At 59.4% G+C, this 19,868-nt stretch carries 18 protein-coding genes and 4 pseudogenes; 12 read left to right on the top strand and 10 right to left on the bottom strand.

All coding sequences use genetic code 11. The features are described from left to right. Positions 1–53: 53 nt before the first annotated feature. Entirely contained in the window at positions 54–1,250 is a 1,197-nt protein-coding gene (locus AC0L3X_RS43320; RefSeq protein ID WP_231141857.1) for an MFS transporter, read from the bottom strand. 830 nt (positions 1,251–2,080) lie between these two features. Between AC0L3X_RS43320 and AC0L3X_RS43315 the strand changes: the two genes are divergently transcribed. The 3 genes and pseudogenes from AC0L3X_RS43315 to AC0L3X_RS43305 all read left to right on the top strand — a co-directional run bounded on the left by AC0L3X_RS43315 (position 2,081) and on the right by AC0L3X_RS43305 (position 3,087). Continuing rightward, the gene (locus AC0L3X_RS43315; RefSeq protein ID WP_085398433.1) at positions 2,081–2,362 is read left to right on the top strand and encodes a hypothetical protein; all 282 of its coding nucleotides are present in this window, start codon (positions 2,081–2,083) and stop codon (positions 2,360–2,362) included. A gap of 34 nt (positions 2,363–2,396) precedes the next feature. Then, positions 2,397–2,793 (top strand): annotated as a pseudogene (locus tag AC0L3X_RS43310) (non-homologous end joining protein Ku); the annotation flags it as partial. 51 nt (positions 2,794–2,844) lie between these two features. Beyond that, positions 2,845–3,087, top strand: a complete 243-nt coding sequence (locus AC0L3X_RS43305; protein ID WP_063983370.1) for a hypothetical protein — start codon at positions 2,845–2,847, stop codon at positions 3,085–3,087. A gap of 920 nt (positions 3,088–4,007) precedes the next feature. Here the strand turns inward: AC0L3X_RS43305 and AC0L3X_RS43300 are convergent. From AC0L3X_RS43300 to AC0L3X_RS43270, 7 genes and pseudogenes are all read right to left on the bottom strand, one after another. Beyond that, positions 4,008–4,385, bottom strand: a complete 378-nt coding sequence (locus tag AC0L3X_RS43300) for an ester cyclase (protein ID WP_063983369.1) — start codon at positions 4,383–4,385, stop codon at positions 4,008–4,010. 621 nt (positions 4,386–5,006) lie between these two features. Continuing rightward, entirely contained in the window at positions 5,007–6,440 is a 1,434-nt protein-coding gene (locus AC0L3X_RS43295) for an HWE histidine kinase domain-containing protein (protein ID WP_063983367.1), read from the bottom strand. A 450-nt stretch (positions 6,441–6,890) separates the two neighbouring features. Then, positions 6,891–10,035, bottom strand: a pseudogene (locus tag AC0L3X_RS43290) (GAF domain-containing hybrid sensor histidine kinase/response regulator). A 738-nt stretch (positions 10,036–10,773) separates the two neighbouring features. Further along, positions 10,774–10,995: a hypothetical protein gene (locus AC0L3X_RS43285; protein ID WP_084794892.1), complete on the bottom strand. Its 222-nt coding sequence runs from the start codon at positions 10,993–10,995 to the stop codon at positions 10,774–10,776. Positions 10,996–11,010: 15 nt separating this feature from the next. Beyond that, positions 11,011–11,331, bottom strand: a complete 321-nt coding sequence (locus AC0L3X_RS43280) for a hypothetical protein (RefSeq protein WP_063979757.1) — start codon at positions 11,329–11,331, stop codon at positions 11,011–11,013. 70 nt (positions 11,332–11,401) lie between these two features. Beyond that, entirely contained in the window at positions 11,402–11,860 is a 459-nt protein-coding gene (locus AC0L3X_RS43275; protein ID WP_063979756.1) for an Hsp20 family protein, read from the bottom strand. Between the two features lie 177 nt (positions 11,861–12,037). Continuing rightward, positions 12,038–12,187 carry an ATP dependent DNA ligase gene (locus AC0L3X_RS43270; protein ID WP_371494754.1) on the bottom strand — a complete coding sequence of 50 codons (150 nt, stop codon included), beginning with the start codon at positions 12,185–12,187 and terminating at the stop codon, positions 12,038–12,040. Positions 12,188–12,228: 41 nt separating this feature from the next. Here AC0L3X_RS43270 and AC0L3X_RS43265 point away from each other — a divergent pair. The 7 genes and pseudogenes from AC0L3X_RS43265 to AC0L3X_RS43235 form a co-directional block, all read left to right on the top strand. Then, positions 12,229–12,627, top strand: a pseudogene (locus AC0L3X_RS43265) (ATP-dependent DNA ligase); the annotation flags it as partial. After that, positions 12,626–12,916, top strand: coding sequence for a hypothetical protein (locus tag AC0L3X_RS43260; RefSeq protein WP_063979755.1), 291 nt, complete (start codon positions 12,626–12,628; stop codon positions 12,914–12,916). The pseudogene AC0L3X_RS43265 and the gene AC0L3X_RS43260, both read left to right, overlap by 2 nt. Before the next feature lie 134 nt (positions 12,917–13,050). Next, positions 13,051–13,437, top strand: coding sequence for a DUF1236 domain-containing protein (locus tag AC0L3X_RS43255; RefSeq protein ID WP_231145284.1), 387 nt, complete (start codon positions 13,051–13,053; stop codon positions 13,435–13,437). A gap of 737 nt (positions 13,438–14,174) precedes the next feature. Further along, complete coding sequence (locus tag AC0L3X_RS43250) at positions 14,175–14,420, top strand: hypothetical protein (RefSeq protein WP_084795134.1); 246 nt, start codon at positions 14,175–14,177, stop codon at positions 14,418–14,420. Between the two features lie 202 nt (positions 14,421–14,622). Further along, entirely contained in the window at positions 14,623–14,973 is a 351-nt protein-coding gene (locus tag AC0L3X_RS43245) for a PilZ domain-containing protein (protein ID WP_341850513.1), read from the top strand. Beyond that, a complete protein-coding gene (locus AC0L3X_RS43240; protein ID WP_085398163.1) occupies positions 14,970–15,371 on the top strand; it encodes a response regulator in 402 nt (133 codons plus the stop codon). The genes AC0L3X_RS43245 and AC0L3X_RS43240 overlap by 4 nt, the downstream gene beginning before the upstream one ends. A gap of 8 nt (positions 15,372–15,379) precedes the next feature. Beyond that, complete coding sequence (locus tag AC0L3X_RS43235; RefSeq protein ID WP_084795133.1) at positions 15,380–15,742, top strand: response regulator; 363 nt, start codon at positions 15,380–15,382, stop codon at positions 15,740–15,742. Between the two features lie 462 nt (positions 15,743–16,204). On the opposite strand, the gene AC0L3X_RS43230 is transcribed toward AC0L3X_RS43235, so the two are convergent. Together AC0L3X_RS43230 and AC0L3X_RS43225 are read right to left on the bottom strand one after the other, a co-directional pair. Then, a complete protein-coding gene (locus AC0L3X_RS43230; RefSeq protein WP_063983365.1) occupies positions 16,205–16,897 on the bottom strand; it encodes a helix-turn-helix domain-containing protein in 693 nt (230 codons plus the stop codon). Between the two features lie 533 nt (positions 16,898–17,430). Beyond that, positions 17,431–17,643: pseudogene (locus AC0L3X_RS43225) on the bottom strand (hypothetical protein); the annotation flags it as partial. A gap of 266 nt (positions 17,644–17,909) precedes the next feature. Here AC0L3X_RS43225 and AC0L3X_RS43220 point away from each other — a divergent pair. Both AC0L3X_RS43220 and AC0L3X_RS43215 read left to right on the top strand, forming a co-directional pair. Beyond that, on the top strand, positions 17,910–18,611 hold the full coding sequence (locus tag AC0L3X_RS43220; RefSeq protein ID WP_473317445.1) for a response regulator transcription factor: 702 nt from the start codon (positions 17,910–17,912) through the stop codon (positions 18,609–18,611). Between the two features lie 752 nt (positions 18,612–19,363). Continuing rightward, a complete protein-coding gene (locus AC0L3X_RS43215) occupies positions 19,364–19,606 on the top strand; it encodes a DUF6894 family protein (protein WP_014494428.1) in 243 nt (80 codons plus the stop codon). Positions 19,607–19,868: the final 262 nt, after the last annotated feature.

The raw sequence follows: 19,868 nt of genomic DNA, 5'->3' as shown, positions 1-19,868 counted from the left end.
GTGCCCGGATCGCAAAAGCAATTCGCGCCGTAATGTCCGGCCGGCCGCTTGCCTCAATACTTCTTCACTGCGGCACCGAACGCCAGCCACAGCCCGATCGATGCGAGCCCGAAGCCGCCCAGCAGCAAGAAGGTCGGGCCGTAGCCGATCCACTGCGCGATCCAGCCGCCAAGCGCGGGGCTCAGGCTTGCGCCGACGCCCTGCACGGTGATGACGGCGCCCTGGCCGAGATTGATGCGGCCGGTGCCGTCAAGCGAGCGCGCCACCATGCCAGGCACGGCGACGGTCTGCAGCCCGGTGCCGATGCCGTCCAGCACCTGCGTCGGAATCACCCCCCACCATCCCGTTACGAAGAAGGCGAGCACGCCGCGGATCGGCAGAAACATGAAGGAGATGAGGATCACCGGCCAGTAGTTGCGCTTTCCCGCGACCTGCATGGCGATCAGCGAGGTCACCACCATAACGCCCTGGGCGATCACCACGGTGGTCGCAACAAAGCTCGGTCCGTTGGCCTGGCCTTCGGCGACCGCTGCAAGTCCATAGAGCGGCACGATCGCTGCATTGCCGAGATGGAAGATGGCAAGCGCAAACGCCAGCACCAGTAGCGGCTTGTGCTTGAGCAGGACGGACATGCCATCCGGCGGGTTCTTGCTCTCGTCTTCCTTGCTGCCGCGGGCCTGGCGATCGTCGATGGAGTTGTCCGGGATCATCAGCACGCAGGCTATCGCGATGGCGCCGAATACCGCCGCAAGCACGAACACGGCGACGTAGCCGAACTTGTAGCCGAGATAGCCCGACAGCGCCGCGCCCACCATGTTGCCGGCGTGGTTGAAGGCCTGGTTGCGGCCGTTCAACGCATTGAAGCCCTTTTGCCTGGCGATGCCGAGCGTGATGCCTGTGACCGCCGGCACGATCGCAGCGCTCGCGAGCGATTGCGCTACTTGCGACAACGTGACCGCCCAGAAATGTTGCGAGATCAGGATGATCGCGGACGCAAGCACCACGCAGATGCCGGGAATGACGACCCACAGGCGCTTGTTGCGGCTCGAATCGATGAAGCCGCCGATCGGCGTTGTGACCAGCATGCCGGCGACATTGCCGATCGTCAGCGCGGTGCCGATCAGTCCGGTCGCCCAGCCGCGCTCCTGGAGGAACACGCCGACGAACGGTCCGATGCCCGACTGCATGTCGGCCATGAAGAAGTTGACTGCGTAGAGGGGCCAGAGGCGGGGAGGGGAGCGCGATGCCATCGAGACGCTGAACGACTTCCGACAGAATGTGGTCCCGTACACGCAGGGCTGACAAGACGCGATGACATGGCCAGCCAATTGGCGCGGGGGCGGACCAGAGGATAATATGGGCCAATCGCGGTGGTTCCTCCGCCCCTGCGATGGGATGGTTACGGCGTCATCTCGTGGGTGCCCCTTGCTTCTCCTGGATCATGGCCATGCCTCTCTGGACCCGCGAAACCTGCGGCGCCCGATTTCAGACAGCGGAAATCCACCTGCCTCGCGCCTGAACTGCGAGGACGAGGGGCAATATGTGAATTGGAAGGGGCAGAGCCGGAGATCGGCCGCTGGGGTAAACGCCAGCGACGTACGCGTCAGAGCGTCGATACCGGCCCGCGTCCGCAGCTCAGTTGGTAGCAGCGCCGCTGTGACATGGCGGAGGTCGGCCGTTCAAAACCCGTCGGGACGCACCACCCAATTCGCACTTTTAGCTCAGGGGTAAGCTTTGGGCTACGACGCGTTTCATTGGGGCGGAAGCTTGTCGCGCGCAAAGCGGACATTGGTGCCGATGCCGAGGTCGGTTAAGGGCCCCCATGAGCAAAGGTGGCATGTTCCCAAATCTTCTTTTCTAGGGAACATATGCAGGCTCATTCGGGCAAAGCAGCTACTTGCAAGGCGGCCAGCCCAGCTCGACGCTTTTTCGAACAGCCAATCGCATTGACCGTTCTGTGCAACGATCGACATTGCCCCGTGGAATCCATCTTGCGGCGCAACTACGGAACAACGTTACATCTGTGAGATTCGCGGAACGAAAGGCATCGTCAGTCTTTCTCTGACTTTGGGAGACGCCCATGACATCTCAGGCCGTAGATGGTGCGTGCGCGTTCGCGTGGCGGAACTACTTGCTGCTCCACAGTGGCATCAGCGAGAACGACGACAGGTGTTCCGCCCTCTATCGCTACGTCGCTCATCTTCGTAATACCGGCGAAGATGATTTCGATCTCTTGCAAATAGCGGCAGTCGCCTATTTGAGAAAACTCGACGAATTGCATGACGACCGATGTGCGAGACTCGCGGCAGATCAAGTTTTGGCCGAGTTTTCAGCATCACGCAATGCACAATCTGACACGTAGCTTTAGGCCATAACACTAGAGCGAAGGAGCGAACCAGCATTTTGACGAGATCCAAGACGTCAAAGTCACCAAGGATATGCTCGATCTCGCAAAGCACATTGTCAACCAGAAGTCCGGCACGTTCGATCCCGAGAAATTCGAGGACCACTACGAAACGGCTCTGATCGAGCTCATCAATCAGAAGCGCGCCGGCAAGCCGATCACTCCGAAGGAGCGTCCGCGCGGCGAAAACGTCGTCGATCTGATGGACGCGGCGGAAAAGCGTCGGGGGCGCCGCAGCCGTAGCCAAGGTTCCAAAAAAGTCGGCCAAGAAGGCCAAAGAGACCTCGGCCGTTCAGAAGGAGATGTTGATGCCGATCGCCGGCAAGAAGTCGGCGAAGGAGGCGGCCGCCAAGAAGCCGGGGGCCGGGACGCGGCGGAAGTCCGCGTAGGAACGAGCCGTCGGGAGATCGGTTGCTCCGACGCTATCGTAGGAGGACCGCATGGATATGAAAGAAACCTCGGCAATGACGGAAGCCTCCGGGCTGACGAATGATGACGGCGGCATAGAGCAGGCTTCCTTAGCGAGGTCGAGCCGCCAGGCGGATGCGAGCCGTCGCCCGTCGCATTCGCATGATGCCGCGATGCGCTGGGCCGAACAGTTGCGCGAGATGACTTTGAAGGCGCCGCTGCAATCCCTGTTTGTGGCGTTCCTGCTTGGGATCTGGGTGGCGAGTCGGCGCTAGGCACCCGTGGGACCGGAAACCTTGCGCACCGGACTGTAAATAAGCGCCGAACTTTGACCCCCATCGGCTTGTGATGGTTCAAGGGTGTCGATGGTGTTGGGCGGGGTCAGCCTTGGGCGCCGATCGGGGGGCAAACCATGCGCCGAATAACAGGTCGTTCGCCACTTCAAGGGCGATCTCGCCGGCGGAGGCTTGATCAAGCGGTTTAAGTTGCTTCTCGAGCAGCTTCCTTCGAACAAGCAGAACGCGGACGAGATCATGCACATGGCTCGGTTCGATCCGAACGTGGCAGCTCCTGCTGGAGCGGGCTGTAAAGAACCCGAACGTGCCGCAGTACAACATTGACTTGCGTCGTCTTATCGCGGCCGCCAACGCATCCCGTGAAAACTAAGGGGCTTAGGATGCCGTGGATTGCAGCTTACGACCTCAGCGAATAGCAGCGGACGCTGGTGCGCCTAATCGTCAACGACGGGAAGAAGCTTGAAGAAGCGGCCGACCTCGCCGGATATCACCCCAAGTATCGGTTTATAAGACAATGCGACTGCCAGCGGCCGCGGCTGCGATCTCGGAATCGATACAGCTTGACCTTGCAGTCGTAGGTGCCCCGCTTGCTTATCGAGTTGCGAAGTCGCTCCTCCAAGACACAAGCATTAGCGCCCGTGTCCGAGCCGATCTGTCGATCAAAGTTCTAGATCGGGCAGGGCACATTGCTCCTACTCGCAAGGACCCGTCGTCCCAGCAGAAAGCCCTCTCTGAGATGTCGCGGATGAGCTCGCGGCTTTCATCGAGCGCAATCAACCGAATTCGACAAAGTGGAGGGTGAGCTCGCGTCGCGAGCGAAGGACATTTCGTATTTAGGGTGATTGCGCGGCGTGCTCGAGACTCGGCGGTGTGAGCGCTAGCCGCTTGACGCCAACTGTCTACAGTTGCGCCTCCAAGGCCGCCTTATCGATAACCGATCGAACGCGCATTATCTTGTTGCTATCGAATTCATAGAAAACGTTCTCGTGAAAGGAAACTCGCCTGCCGTTTACCGGCAAGCCGAGAAAGACGCCTGCTGGAGAGCAATCGAACCGTAGCCGGCTTCCTAGGTGGGGATACTCACTAATCATCATTTCCACGTTGAAGCGAAGGTCGGGAATTGCCGCGTAATCCTGTTCGAGCATTTTTCGATAACCCGCCAGGCCGAGGGGATTGCTATTGTGGGTGATGTCGTCGGCGACGAACGTGCCCAAGCGCGACCAAGCTTGCTCATTCAGGCAGTCGATATAGTCGCGATAAATCTGCTTTAGGTCCATCACTGAATAACCTTTGGCATCACCACAACGATGTCGCCAGTCATCCTAAGAGGTAGACTCGCCTAACTACCCTTTGGAAGCGGCAATTTGGAGAGGCGTCGCTTGCGGAGCCGCCTGGCCTGACATCTCTGCCTGTTCGAGCTCGTCGGCCTGCGCATGGTATTGCTCGGCAAGGGACCGTAAGGTACGGGATGCCGACATGTCGCTGACGGTGTTGGAGAGCCGCTCCGCCCGAAAAGCTTGCTCCCTCAATCTGTCTGATTGTTTGCTCAAGAATGAGTTCCTACCCAATGAACGCAGAACGCTTCGTGAGCGATTTTCGTTCCTGTCCATAGGCTAACTTTCTGGGCACTTCTCATCCAGCGCACAAATGTTAAGGATCGGGCTCCGCCGTTCTGGGCAGAACAGCGCTTCAGCGAGGACGCAGGGAGAAAGGGAGGCATGCCAAGCTATCGGGTTTATGAGGTCGATGCGGAGGGGCACAAGTGTTGGATGGCGCAGAAGCCCGCGACCGTTGACATCGAGCTCGACGAGTTTTGTGATGGTGCCACATTATAGGTGTTTTACCCGACGCGTCTGTCGGCAGAGCCAAGCTTCGCCGTGTAAGTCAGACCAGCAACATCAAACGGCCGTCTGCGGTCGTGTCTCGATCGCCTCAAGCGCGGCGGTGATCGAGCAGACAAGCCCCTCCGGCGCGAAGTCGAGCCGGATTTTCCCGTTCACGTCGCGGCTTGCATGTTCGATCAGGCGGCTGCCGAACCCGCGGCGAGTCGGCGGAGAAACCTGCGGGCCGCCGCTTTCGCGCCAGCTCAGATTGAGCATCTCCTCCTGCACACGCCAGCGAAGCTCGACCCGGCCCGAGGGCCGTGAGAGCGCTCCGTATTTTACGGCGTTGGTGGCAAGCTCGTGCAGCGCCAGCGAGAGTGCCAGAGCCTGGCCGGGGGAAACATCCAGGGAAGGCCCCTCGGTAAGGATCTGATCCGTGGCGAAGGGCGCGACCGCCCCCGCAGCGAGATCGGCGATATCGGCGCCCTTCCAACTGCGGGCAGTGAGCAGATCGTGTGCTCCGGCGAGGGCAACGATGCGTGCGTCGATCGTCCTGCGGGCCGCCTGCACATTCGTCGCGTCCCGAAGCGTCTGATTGACGATCGATTGCACGGTGGCAAGGCTGTTTTTGACGCGGTGATTCAGCTCGTTGGTGAGCAGGCGCTGCAACTCCTCGGACTGCTTCAATTCAGTCAGATCGCGGCTCGCGCCGGCGATGGCGACGGGTTGGCGCTCGGCGCCGCGCCCTTCGAACTCCACGAGGCCCCAGGCACTCAGCCAGCGCCAGCTCCCGTCAGTCTGCTTCACCCGGTACTCAACCTCATAGCGTCCGTCGCTTTCGGGATCGATCGCTCTGGCGACGCGGGCCCACATCAGATCCATGTCGTCCGGATGGAACTTGGCTTCAACGCCGGCCGTGTCGTGGAGGAAGCGCGCCTCAGTCAGACCATAGAGCCGCTGGGCGTTCTCATCGTAGACACAGACGTTGTCTGCCATGCTGTAGCGCCACGTGCCCATCTTCGAAGCGACCATGGCGAGATCGAAGGTACGCTGCTGACGCTCTAGTGCCAGCCGCATGTCGTGCTCATGCGTGACGTCCAGGAAGCAATTGATCCCTCCGACGACTTGGCCGCCAGCGTCGCGCATGGGCGCAACATTGACGCGCGCCACCCATCGCCGTCCGTCGGGATTTCGCACCACGGCCTCGGCGCCTTCGAAGCTCTCCCCCGCTAGCACGGCCCGCGCCATCGGCGTTTCGTGGGGCGGAATGAAATCGCCTTGCAGGGTCTCGAGCCAGAACGAGCCACAGAACTTCTGCTCGGGATCGAGCAGCTTCGGAGCGCGTCCCCAAAGCTGGATCGCCCGCTCATTGACCCTCACGATCCGTCCCTCAATATCGCAGGCATAAACGCCGATCGGGAGCGCGTCGAGGATGGTCTGGTCGAGTGATAGGAAAGACGCAAAGAGAGCGGGTGCCCGGGCAGGCAGGCTGAAGTTCAGAAGCGACATCGCTCTAGGCTATCAGAAAGTGCAGCGGCAACCAATGCAGCCGCCTGAAGCTTATTTCCGGAGCGATAGGAACCTGTCTGAGCCGGCCGCGTTTCTTCCGGTTTAATCGGACGAGTTCGAGGCGAGGTCCGTCAGTTTCGCAAAGCTTCCAGAGGCGTTGTTCAGCGAACGTCAGGCTTGCCCTCCGAGCGGCATGGAGGAGGCGGGGGCCCCGAAAGGGCTTGGAGTCTGCTCAATCACAGCTGGTCCCGGTAGTGAGCTTTACCGTGCTGCAAGAAGTCGGGTCAAGGGCAGGGGGCGGTCTCTGAGTCGGACCACTTCTGCACGAGCTCTTGCTCCAGACATGTCTCTGGAGTGTGCTATCAAGCCGATGCACCAGAGAGCTTACGCCGAACTGAACAAACAAACGTAGCAGCGCGATTCGCGAAGTCGGACAGACCAGCATTGGACCTAGATCTCATCGAGCAGTCCGCGGACCTTCGCCGCTAGGTCTTCGATATTGAATGGCTTGGAAATCAAGTGTGCCGGCATCGAGCATGCCATTGTGGACGATGGCGTTGCGCGTATAGCCGGTCGTGAACAGCACCTTCAACCCGGGCAATCGCTCTAAGGCCCGGCTCGCCAATTCGGCGCCTGTCGTGTCGGGCATGACCACGTCCGTAAAGAGCAGATCCGGGACGAGTCCGTCGTCGATCTTTCTGATCGCCTCTTTAGCACCTGCCGCCTCGACGACGGTATAGCCCAGGTCACGCAGGCTTTCCGACGAGATATTGCGAACCCGGTCATCATCTTCCACGACGAGGATGGTCTCTTTGTGCAGGCTCGCGCCGATGTTCGCCTTCGGCTCGGGCGCACCCGATGTCTCCTCGACGCCGAAAAAGCGCGGAAGATAGACTTTGACCGTCGTTCCTACTCCCACTTCGGAATATAACTTTACGTGACCGCCCGACTGCCGCACGAAGCCGTAGACTTGGCTGAGACCTAGGCCGGTGCCCTTGCCCACCGCCTTCGTCGTGAAGAATGGGTCAAATGCTTTACCAAGCACGTTTTCAGGCATTCCAACGCCATTGTCAGTGACGGCAAGCAGGACATATTGACCGGGCGTCAGCGCGTACTCACGCGCATACTTCTGGTCTATAGACGAATTGCTTGTTTCGATCGTCAGCTTGCCGCCCCTCGGCATGGCGTCACGCGCATTCACTGCGAGATTTAGCACGACACTTTCCAGCTGAGCGGGGTCAGCTTTGACTCGCCAAACTCCGGCCGCCAGAACCATCTCGAGACGGACGAGTTCTCCCAGCGATCGGTCGAGCAGCTCGCTCATCCCGCCAACCATCTTGTTGAGGTCCATGACCTCGGGCGCAAGCGGCTGTTGGCGTGAAAACGCCAGTAGGCGCTGAGTTAGTGTGGCTGCCCGATTTGCACCATCTATGGCTCCCTCGATGAAGCGGTCCACGTCGATTTCTCCCTTGCCCAGTCGTCGTTTGGCAAGATTCAGACTGCCGATGATCACGGCCAGCATGTTGTTGAAGTCGTGAGCAATCCCGCCCGTCAATTGACCGACAGCTTCCATCTTCTGAGACTGTCGGAGCTGCTCCTCGGCCTTCATACGTTCCGATATCTCCTCGGCTACGCGTCGCTCCAAATCGGCATTGAGGGACTCCAGTCGCATCAGAAGACGCGCGTTGTCGATCGCAGTGGCGGCGTGGCCGGCGATGCCCAGAAGTGTGGTTTCGTGCTCGATTTGAAACTTCCTTGGCTCAGCGTGACCGAAGAAAAGTCCGCCAAGTACTTCGCCCGAACGTGAAATTACGGGTACCGCCAGATATGACCTGACGGGAAGGTGACCTTCCGGCATTCCTTTTCGCGGAGCATTTTTGCCATAGCGCGGATCTTTCAGGATGTCGTCTGATCGCACCACGCCCGTACCCAAGAACGTCGGCTCGAAGACCGCCGTATTGCGTGGCATAGGGAAGTTTTCGAATGCCGATCGTGGTACGCCAGACAACGAATAAAGCATATAGCTTCCACCGTCCGGTGTAAGGACGTTGTAGAAGAAGGCGCCGAATTGAGCCCCCGAGAGCTCGACGCCGGCATCGGTTACGGTCTGAACTATCTTCTCGAGATCTCGTTCGCGGGCCACGGAAGCCCCGGTGTCGTTCAGTATGCGCAGATGGCGCTCGGATTTCTTCTGCGCACTGATGTCCAGAACGGTGCCGATGAAGCGGACGGCCTTTCCTCCCGAAAAGATCGCCTCGCCGGTCGCCGCGATCCAGCGCTCGGTTCCATCCTCGACACCTATGGTTCGGTATTCGATGTTATAAGGCTTGGGAGACGTCGGCTCGAGTGCTTCAGAGACCGCTTCGTGCGCACGTTGCCTGTCGTCCGGATGCAAGCCCTTCAGGAACGCGCCTTCGTAACTTATTTCCGCCTGAGGCGACAAGCCGAACAATTCTTTGCAACGATCGTCCCTTGGCAGAACGTCATTGACCGGATCATAGTCCCAAGTGCCTATGCCGGCAGCCTTGTTGGCGAGGCCGAGTCGCTCTGCCGCTTCCCGGGCTGCCTGCTCCGACCGTACACGTTCGATGTGCGCCCACGAGCGTTCGGTCACCTCTGTAAGCAATGCGAGTTCGCGCTTGCTCCACCGGTGCGCTTGCCGATGATGGATCGCCATCAAAGCTGTTAGCCGTCCTTCCTTCACGAAGGGCATGCAAATGGTAGCGCCGATTCCAATGTTCTGGAACGTAGCCGCTTCTTCGGGCGCAATCTCTTTCAAATTGTCATTGATGACCAGGGGGCGGCCCGCTCCGAGCTCGGTTACGGCCTTTTGACCGAAATCGGCCAGGCTATAGTGCCCAAGAATGTGCATTGCCCCTGGTGCCGCCCAATCTCCCCGAATGGTAAAGCCGTCCTCGTCCGGATCCATATCGGCGTAGGCACAGCTCGATACCATCAGATGTTCGCCAAGCATCCTAGTCGTCACAGCTAAAACGCCGTCTGCGTCTCTGGTTTTGGCGGTTTCCCTGTTGAGGGCATCTAGAAACGTCAGGCGAGCCTCGTTTCCCCTGACAGCGACCTCGGCCCGACGACGTTCCACAGCTGTGCGGGTTCGCTCGGCAACTTCGCGCACCAGTTCGAGTTCTTCTGCGGTCCACTCCCGTGGCTCCGCGTTGTTCAAGTACAGGTGTGCCACAACACCGTCGGACTCGGAGATTGGCATGTTGACCAGGGCGCGAGCCGATATTGCTTCAAGAGCATCGGCACGCTCGCCGATACGAGGGTCCTTCTCCGCATCCGCACAGATGACCGTCTCACCGCGCTTCAGATCCTCGATGTAGCTACCGTAGTCGCGGAAGCGAAGAACGCCCGCCAGGCTCGATATGCCCGGCGCATTCCAGTCACGGCTTATGGTGATCGTTTCGGCCGATGTATCGACCGTACCGTAGCCGGCCCTGCTGACCCCCAGGCTGCTTCCGAGAAGTTCAGCCGCGGCATACGCAAGAGCATCGGGATCGTCGATCCGACGGATGAAATCGCTCAGGGTGTCAGGGACGGACATGCGGTCGATCGATGGCGTAGCCCGTAACGTCATCGATCCCCCTTTGTGTCTTTGAGCATATTGATTTCTTAATATTTCAGGGGCGTGCCCTGAGCCAGGCGATCCGCAGAGGAATTGCATAACGGCGGGCAGCAAGCCTAGGTTCCCGTTCCGGATATGCCTACAAAAAGCAGCTGCTAACCGTGGTTCGGACGGCCGAGGGCGTGAGGCCGAGGGGTTTCCCGAAATCCTGCCAAAGGACCAATTCGCACTGAGCTGGATCATCCGCGGAATGCGTCCTGAGGACTTAGCACCAAGTATCGATGAAGAGTGCCGCGCGACATGAAGCCCATAGCGGCAATCGCGGTAACGGAGGGATGTCCCTGGATGCCGGGCCGGACTTGCCGACCACGTCTGATGCCCCGTGAATCCAACACCTCGTCATCGTTGCCGTGACGACCGCTACCGGCCAATTACGGAAACTGAGCCCGTCAGGGGAGTGGCGCCTACCTGGTGGCCCCGGGGCCGGTCAGGAAGGACATTGTTGCAGGCCCGCCGCTTTCGGCCATTGCCGGGGAGGAGCCGTAAGCTCATCTTATGGCGCCAACGGCCCCGGATCGATTAACCGGGCTCCGCTTGCGAGCAATAGAAACATCGCCTGATAACCGCGATATCTCGCGGCCATTCGCGTTCTTTCACGGCCCTTACCCAGGGCAGTGCCAGACTGGTCGCAAACTCGCCATTCCCAACCACGCCGATTGCGATCGATCAATATAAGGTCCAGCATTGAAGCTAAGCCACCCTGGATGCTGCACCGGTGATTGGACCGTCGAGATTCAAGGAAAATGGGAAAGTCGTCGTCGATAGCGCATCAATAGCGATTTGCTCCTCCGAGAGTCGCTTCATCAAGAACTCGCGCTCAAGATCTGAGAGCCGAGTGCTCAGCAGGCGGCGGTAGCGGTGGACGTTGTTGCGATGGGCGCGAAGCCGCGCTAGTTTTTCGTCCGTTGTCATCTGAGGCTCCGAACTTCACGCCGCGGCCGCACGTTCGGTCGAACGGAGACGGTAGGGCTTTCCGCCGGGTGGCGTCCGGGGGCCACCGTCCAAGGCGCGCAACGCGTCCAAGATTTCGTCGATCGATACCGGCTTCTTGAGGCCGGCAGGTGCGCGCATCGACGGGCAAGAGGCGATCGCGGACGCGTCGGACGCCCATGATGCCAAGATTGCGCGCTTCTCGGCCAGCGTCAGGGCAGGGTGATCCAGAACGTCTTTGGGTGTCTCAAAGACCGTGCCGGGATGAAGCAGCGCGTCGAAGTCGAAAACGTTGTCGTCAGCGGTCGTCGGCCGCATGGTCCTCTCCTTTTCATTGACGAATGGATGGGAGCCGCACGACTTGCAGCGCGGCTCCATGGCGCCTCTACTAGGCGGCGGCTTTGGCTTCCAGCTTCCGCACGCTGCCGGTCGAGGCATCGCCGATCGCAATCCGGCGCGGCTTCATCGCATCCGGAATCTCGCGGACGAGTTCGATGGTCAGCAAGCCGTTGTCGAATGCGGCGCTTTTCACCTGGACATATTCGGCGAGGCTGAATTGGCGCTTGAAGGCGCGGTGCGAGATACCGCGATAGAGGAAATCACGTTCGGTCTTGTCGGATTTGCTGCCTTCAACCGTCACCACGTTCTGCTCGGCGGTGATGACGATATCCTCGGGCGAGAAACCCGCCACCGCCAGCGAGATCTGATAGCGATCCTCCGCCAGCCGTTCGATGTTGTAGGGCGGGTAATTGTCCTCGCTGGCCCGCTGAGCGGTTTCTGCGAGGTCGAAGAGGCGGTCGAAACCAATGGTCGAGCGCCAGAGGGGGGCAAAATCGTAGGTGCGCATAGCCAAATCCTCCTAAGAGCAAGATGTCTACGAGCGGCACCGGACACGGTGCCCGTCTCTTGGCCCGGGCCCATGAGGCGCCCGGACACCATCGTCAGATGGCGACAAAAAAATTAGCAAAGCCGGTTTTGGTTTCAAGAGGGGGCTGAAAAAATTTTGCCGCCGATCGCCGCGCCGTTACAGGTCCTCGCACCCCTTGAAGAACGGATGCCGCACCTTCCCCTCGGCCGACTTCGCTTGGTATTCGATCTCAGCAAGCAGCTTCGGTTCGACCCAGATGCCTTCGTGCGCAATCCTCTTGGCATAGGGCTGTGTCTTACGGACCAGCGGCTCGAGGCGCCGCCGCAGCTCGGCCGCCGATGTCTTGTCGAAGCCAGCTCAAGGGCGCCTCGACGAAGATCGTGCTCGTCGCCTTCGACCTGCTTTATCTCAACGGCAGGGACCTCCGGAATGTGCCGCTGTTGGAGCGCAAGGCGGCGCTGAAGAAGATCATCACCGGCAGCGACCTACAGTTAAGCGATAGCTTCGAGATCGATGGCCGCGAGATGTTCACGCACGCCTGCAAGGTGGGGCTCGAAGGCGTAGTCTCGAAGGTGCGTGACAGCATCTACGCCAGCGGCCGGGGCAACAATTGGATCAAAAAGACATGCGCCCAACGCGAGACCTTAACAATTGCCGGCTTCGCGCTCGACGAGGGCAAATGGGACGGTATTTATCTCGCGAGGCGCAAGGGCGACCACCTAATCTATGCCGGCAAGGTCGACCATGTCGTTCTGTAAGACGGAGAAATCGGTGCTGCCATCGGCGGCCGGCATCACGACCTCGCCGTTTATGATGGCCGAGCTCGCCTTGAATCACCCGAACCCACCCTTCTTCAGGATTTGCCGCAGTGTATCCGATTTGCTACGCGTCGTTCAAGAAAACGCGGATTTCGAATCCGTCGAGCAAAAGATTGCAATAATTGCGATAGCCTTCTTCGTCGCAACTTCTTGCAACCGGCCCATGATACTGCGGCTTTCCAATCAAGAGCTACCCGTCTTAGCAACGTATGCCTGACAGCAACGCTGCGCCACCGCGGCCTGAACTGTTACGCAGTAACATTCTCCAGACGCGCCTTTCATCGGAGGAACCGGAACAATGCTCTGGCCCAGCGGTTGACGGCGCATCAACAACCACTGGAGAGAGTGGACATGAAAACCCGTCTTGCGATTTCATTGGCTGCTGTGTCGCTGCTGGCGGCGTCGACTGCGGCCTTTGCCCAGTCGACGACCGAACAGGGCGCTAGGGACGGCGCGCGTGCGGGTGGCGACATCGGTGGCCCGGTCGGCGCGATGGTCGGCGGCACCGTCGGTGCGGCCGTTGGCGCCGGCCTCGAAATTCCGAATGCCGTGCTCGGCGGAATTCCGCGCGACGACTCCGTCGTGATCCACGAGCGCGTCGTCGTCGGCGAGCCCTTGCCCCCGACCGTGGTCTTGCGCCCGGTGCCGAACTACACCGAGTATCGCTACGCGGTCGTGAACGACCGCCGTGTCATCGTCGAACCGCGCACGCGCCGGGTCGTGAAAATCATCGACTGATCGGTCAAGGCGTGTAGGCTGTTAAGAGCTAAGGCCCCGCGGAGCGTCACTCCGCGGGGCCTTAGTTCGTCATTGCCGAATTGGCGCGAACCGCCGGTGCGGTTGGGAGATCAGTCGTTGCGAGAAGGCCCTAGGCAACTGTGGCGGGCTTCTCGTGCTCGAGGCCGCCGAGCCGGGTGTACGATAATGGCGGAGAGACGGCCCCGGCTGCAGGGGTCAAGGGGGTAGGCCGAGGCCGCTCCGCCAGCTCTGCCGGCGAGCCAGCGACGACTCAATAATTGCCCGCGCTCGTCGTTCCTATTGGGACCATCATTCCAAAAATGGGCACTGGCTTGTGTGCGACCTTAGGCGCTGGCCGTACTTATTGGTTGCGGGAACAAGTGGCAATTCCACGAGTTTTCGAACCGTCTGTGTTGCATGGTTATGCGCCGAGGCAACGATGAAGACCAAGCTACCCGGGAAGTTGTCCCACTACGATAAGATGGCCGCCTCCGCTCAGCAATTTTCAAGGAGGCGACGGCCTGTCGCGGGGAGGCGGCTCGCAGCCTCGACCAGGTCGATCGAGAAGGCTGGCTGAAGCTTGCGCGCGAATGGACAGAGCTCGCGCTCGCGGCCGAGCGGGGCCAGATTTTCCGCCGGGATTAGCGATGGATGCGTCCCAACAGGACGTGTTGATTGCTGGATTGAGCCCTTAGAGCCGGGGCCGTCTCTCTACCGTTGTCATATCGGAGTAACGTATGCGTTCCTCGCTCTCGATCATGCCAGCCGCCCCTCTCGACCACAACATTGCTGAGTGCCGCGAACATGCGGATCACTACAAGAGACTTTCTGACCACTACAAGAGACTTTCTTCCGCGAGCGGCATCTCCAAGGACCGCGCCACCGCCCTGAGAAACATCGCCCGAACCTATGTCGGTTTGGCCGGCCAACTGGATAGACTGGCGTCTCTCGCGCGGAACGAGCAGACAATGGAGGTGAAGTAAGGCGGCACTGGCCTGCTTGCGACTTCACGGACGCTGTTCGTATTTCAACTTCGGTGTCCCAAGCAGATCCCAATTTGCCAACTTTTCCCGACCGCGGTTACTACCTTTTAGTTGATCGGGGATATAGGGGGGGACCACTTCCGTTTACCCGATGCCAGCATAAAAAGAGCAAGAAGACCGAAGGGTCACCTTCGAGCATCCGTTGCCTGCGCAAATGATGGCCATTGATGGCACGTGGCGTCGCGCGTGCACGCTTAAGGAGGTCTCAAATGTCGGAGCAACACTTCAAGTTGAGACCTCGATTGAGGGGCTGACCCTGAACGAGTTCTTTCTTCTGCTTTCGTCCACTGGACTTGCCTATCGTCGCTGTCAGCTCGAACGAGTAAACGGCGACCAGTTGCGGGTCAGCTTCATCCGCGAAAAGGTCAAGGCCAAAAAATCCTCCGACAGGAGCTGGACCCCGGATTTCAAGACTGCCAAACTTTCCCGGGAACCTTTGGCTTGTGTGCACTTTGTAACCTCCAGTTCACGTGTGCTCGGCGGAAAACTATGACGGAAGTGCTGCCGACAGTTCTTCTGGTAGAAGACGACGATGCGATCCAAGGCATTGTCGAGGAAGCATTGAGGGAGGGGGGCTTCGAGTTCACCAGCGCCAAGACCGGCGAGGAGGCGGTAACACTGCTCAAAGGTCGGCTCGTTGCATACTGCGCTCTAGTGACTGACATCAATCTGTTAGGAAGCCTCACCGGCTGGGAGGTCGCGCGGGCGGCACGCGAGACCGATCCCAATTTGCCCGTGGTCTACATATCGGGCGCAGCGGCCCACGACTGGCCGGCACAAGGCGTTCCCAACAGCATAATTCTTCAGAAACCGTTTGCCCTCGCGCAGCTTACAACGGCGGTCTCTCAGCTCCTTAACGAGCGCTCGGTGGCCGATTTAGGCAAGGCTTGAGGCGAGAGATGACGCAGGCATCAATACTCCTCGTGGAAGATGAGGCGCTTATTCGAATGATGCTTGTCGAGATGGTCGAGGAACTCGGACACAGGGTCATCGCTGAAGTGGGGAATATAGATGATGCGCGATCCGTTGCCGAGATCGGGGAATACGATCTCGCGATCCTCGACATCAATTTGCATGGTATGAACGTGGGGCCCGTTGCCCAAGCAATAAGGAGACGAGGGCTGCCGTTCTTTTTCTTGAGCGGATACGGCAGCAGCGGCGTGCCGCATGGATTTGAAGGAACGCCCGTCTTAGTCAAACCGTGCACGCTGGATAAGCTTAGGCACACAATCGATACTGTTTTGCCGAACGGAGAAACTTGAAAGCGCAAGACAACCGTTGCGGTTGCCCTTTGCGAAGCAAGGCCGCCTCAGTTGGCGGGCTACCCCGCCCAGCACCTCCTATTTGCGAGTCAGCAGATCCTCCCCGGGCGGCGTCCGCTTTCATGCTGCGATCACCAGCCGCGCTCGATCTCATATCTGAGCCCGGCGCCAATCCGCTTCAATTCATCTTCTCACGGAGCTTTCGGATGAACTCGCGAAGGTCATTCGCATAATCCTCAACGATCCGGCGCGCCTCCTCCAAGCGAGTTGGCTTGGGCTCGGGTTCGGTTGGCTTGGGCTCGGTATCGGAAGGCTTGTTCATGGCAGAGGCCTTGAACCTAGATCGCCGGCAATCCTTGATCTAAGTCAACGGACCTTCGTGCTAGCTCCCGCAATATCCGCGATCATGATGTGAGTCTGCGTATTCATCATCGTCGCCAGTACGGCTCGTCGCTTTTAATATCAGGGTTGTGCCGGTTCTTGCCGATCGAAATCGGCAAGCCGGCTCCTGTCGTTTAACATGATCTCTCGCTGATCGCCGTCGAGGAACGTAAGGACGCCCGCTTTACGCAAGCTAGATAGCACGCGAGAAACCGTCTCCAAGGTCAGGCCGAGATAGTCCGCAATGTCGCGACGAGTCATCGGGAGCGACACATTGTCTGCTCCGGTGCGGCAATCCATCTCAAGTAAGAAGGCGGCAACCCTTTCTACCGCGGTCTTGCGGCCCAGAAGCAGCATATGGTTTTCTGCGTGCTCCAGGTTGCGGGTAGTCATGCTGAGCAGGTTGTGCGAGACAACCGCGTCTCTTGCGGCCACCAATTGAATGCTTTCTCGCTTAATCAGGCGCGCGACGGTTTCGACGACCGCCTCTGCGGTAAATCGATGCGTGTCGCCATTCTCAATCCCGAAGATATCGCCCACTAAGTGAAAGGCGGCGATTTGACGCCGACCGTCCGAGAGCAACTTGTAACTTCGCACCGCACCATGCTTGACTTGATAGACATACACAGCGGGCTCTTTTTCACCGAAGATTTCGGTGTCTTTTCGGTATTTAAATTCGCTGAGGCCGATGATTCGGTTGAATGTACCCGCTAAACCGAATTCATCGAGCGTATTGGGCTGAGGTCGTCGATCCGTTGTGATACGCACAAACATCGGTCATTCCTCTTCCGCATCAAATCCTTTGAATAATCCTTTGCCACCAGGTCGTTCGACGAGCGACCATATTCATTCCATGTCCCTTAGATCATTGTACCAAAGGACAATGTCAGGTTGCTGGCGTCCCCGGCCGCAATGTTGCGTTTCGAGGAGCTCGCGCGCGGACGCCTCCGGGTCTGCATAGGGTCGTTCTGCGGTGTGCTTCTAGATTTTTGCGGTTAGCGCGGTGGCGCTCATAACAGAGCCGACGTGCGATCTATCCAAGAGGGCGGAATGAAACTTTTGGTCCCATGGGCTATTGCGCTACGTGAGCCAAATTTGTTGTTTGGGAGGCCGCCATATGGCCAATTCTGTTCGCCCATGACCGAGGCGTCTCGTCGGTGGCTGTTAAAGCGCATCAGCTCGGTATCTCTTTGCGATACCACGCCATGCCAAAGCGTCGACCTTCAACAGCCGAGCCAGCGCCGGGTCATTGACTCGATTGTTTCGAATCTGCGTTGCCCTCTTGCTAGAGCGGAAGTCCGCCACCGTCAGGCGACCCCGCGCAAGGGCAGCGCGAGCTGCGTGTCGAAGCGCCTTGTGGCGTTGGCGGCGATGAAGTCTTGCAACGCAGACGAGACCTCGGCGTCGGTGTCGGCCGCGCGCCGGGCCTACGCATCGGCTACCTCGGAAGTCGCGTCCCGCGACCACCCCTCGACGGGATTGAAGGATACAATCCGGAGCGGATAGGCGTACTGGCCCGAGGGTCGAAATCGGGGGTCGGGTGCATCGGCCTTCTCGGGTCAGGTGGTTGCAAGGGAGGTCTTTTTTCGGGTAAACGGGGGTCAGGTTAAGGGGCGAAACGGGGCGAATCTGTCGCGCTTTGTGGAACTTGGTCACACCTCAGCCCAGTTTGCATTGCTCGGCGACAAGGTTCGATCGCCGACTTCGGCACCCATGTATGCGGCACATCAGTGGATTGCTCGCCGTTTCAAGCACGACCCAAACGGAAAGCAGAAAGCAGAGGCTCATGCCCACAATCGCTTTGGTCGACGATGACAGCAACATTCTCACATCCGTCTCGATCGCGCTGGAGACGGAAGGCTACCGCATCATGACTTACACCGACGGCGCCTCCGCGCTCGACGGCTTCCGCACCACCCAGCCCGATCTTGCCATTCTCGACATCAAGATGCCGCGCATGGACGGCTTGGAAACGCTGCGCCGGCTGCGGCAGAAGTCCAACCTGCCGGTGATCTTTCTGACCTCCAAGGACGAAGAGATCGACGAACTGTTCGGCCTCAAGATGGGCGCCGACGACTTCATCCGCAAACCATTCTCGCAGCGCCTGCTGGTCGAGCGCGTCAAGGCCGTGCTGCGCCGCTCGGCGCCGAAGGACCCGACTGTCGCGCCGAAGGAGAACAATGCCAAGGCGCTCGACCGCGGCCTGCTGCGCATGGACCCCGAACGGCACACCTGCACCTGGAAGAACGAGCCGGTGACGCTGACCGTCACCGAATTCCTGATCCTCCAGGCGCTGGCAACCCGGCCCGGCGTGGTGAAGAGCCGCAACGCGCTGATGGACGCCGCCTATGACGACCAGGTCTATGTCGACGACCGCACCATCGACAGCCACATCAAGCGGCTGCGCAAGAAGTTCAAGGTGACCGACAACGAGTTCGAGATGATCGAGACGCTCTACGGCGTCGGCTACCGCTTCAAGGAAGCCTGAGGCTCACGCGCCTTCACGAAAGACTGAGAGCATCGCCGGTTCTCGTTCCATCGGGACCGGGATGGCTCTAGCGATAGGGGAGTTTGCAGGACGCCCTCGAGGTTGGTGTCAGCCTCATCCGTCTCGCGCCAGGCGCAACCGGCGCGCTCCAGAGTCTTCAAGCACCAGATAGATATCGCGGTCGAGGCGGTCGGCCGGCACGATCGAGGGCGAGGAACGCATACGCTACTCCGATACAACAAGAGCGAGAGACGGCCCCGGCTGCAGGGGCCTAGGGGGTAGGCCGAGGCCGCTCCGCCAGCTCTGCCGGCGAGCCAGTCAAATATCAGCCGCCCTTGTGGTTCCTTTTCCAAACTGAAGGGGGCGCTTCCGTATTTAACCAGTGTCATAAGACTGATTTTAACGGGCGCTAACATGGTAGAAGGCAAGCCAGCGGGGAAGGCGCTGCTGTGACCCGCACGGCCAACAGAAGGCAGAGCCAGTGATCAACATTGCTGAGTGCCGAGAACATGCTGACCTCTACAAGAGACTTTCTGGCGCGAGCGGCATTTCCAAAGATCGCGCCGACGTCCTGAAAAACATCGCCCGAACTTATGTGGGTTTGGCTGGCCAACTGGACAGACTGGCTTCTCTCGCGAGGAACGAGCTGAGGTAGGTGGCCGGCCTGCTTTCGGCATCAAGTCGCCTAGTTTGATTTGGGCGTGGCCTGTTTTACGAAAGAAACAATTTGAGGTTGGCGTCGTTCTGGTCTGATGAGACGGTATTATTTTGACATCAGAGAGGGTGACGAGATTTTCCCGGATGAGGAAGGTCTAGAGTTCTCAACCATAGAGAAGGTGCAGGAAGAGGCGGCGCGCTCGCTTGCCGATATGGCCAGAGATGCCGTCCGCGCCTTAGGGGGCGATAGCCAAAAGCTGTCGATTGAAGTCCGGGACGAGAGCGGTCCGGTGCTCCAGCTCAAATTCACATTCGCGGTCGAACGGCGCAGGCATTGAGGCCGCCTCCGTTGGCGGGCTGTGTTCCTTCTGTCGGGAACCCGAGTTCTGGTTTATGGTCCGGAGATCACCGCCCCGTCCGAGGCGCCCATTGATGACTGAGAGTGCTTCATGCTCCCGCCCTCTATGCCAAGCGGAAGCCATGTGTGAGAAGTGCGTTCAGTACGACGACAAGATCGCCCGGTTGAAATGGACCCCGGTTTTGGGACCAGAGGCTAAGTTGGAAAAGGGCCGCTCCGTTTGATAGACGGAGGGCATGATG

The organism is Bradyrhizobium sp. MI1.7 (genome assembly GCF_055811795.1).
This window is presented reverse-complemented; position numbering and strand designations above follow the sequence as displayed.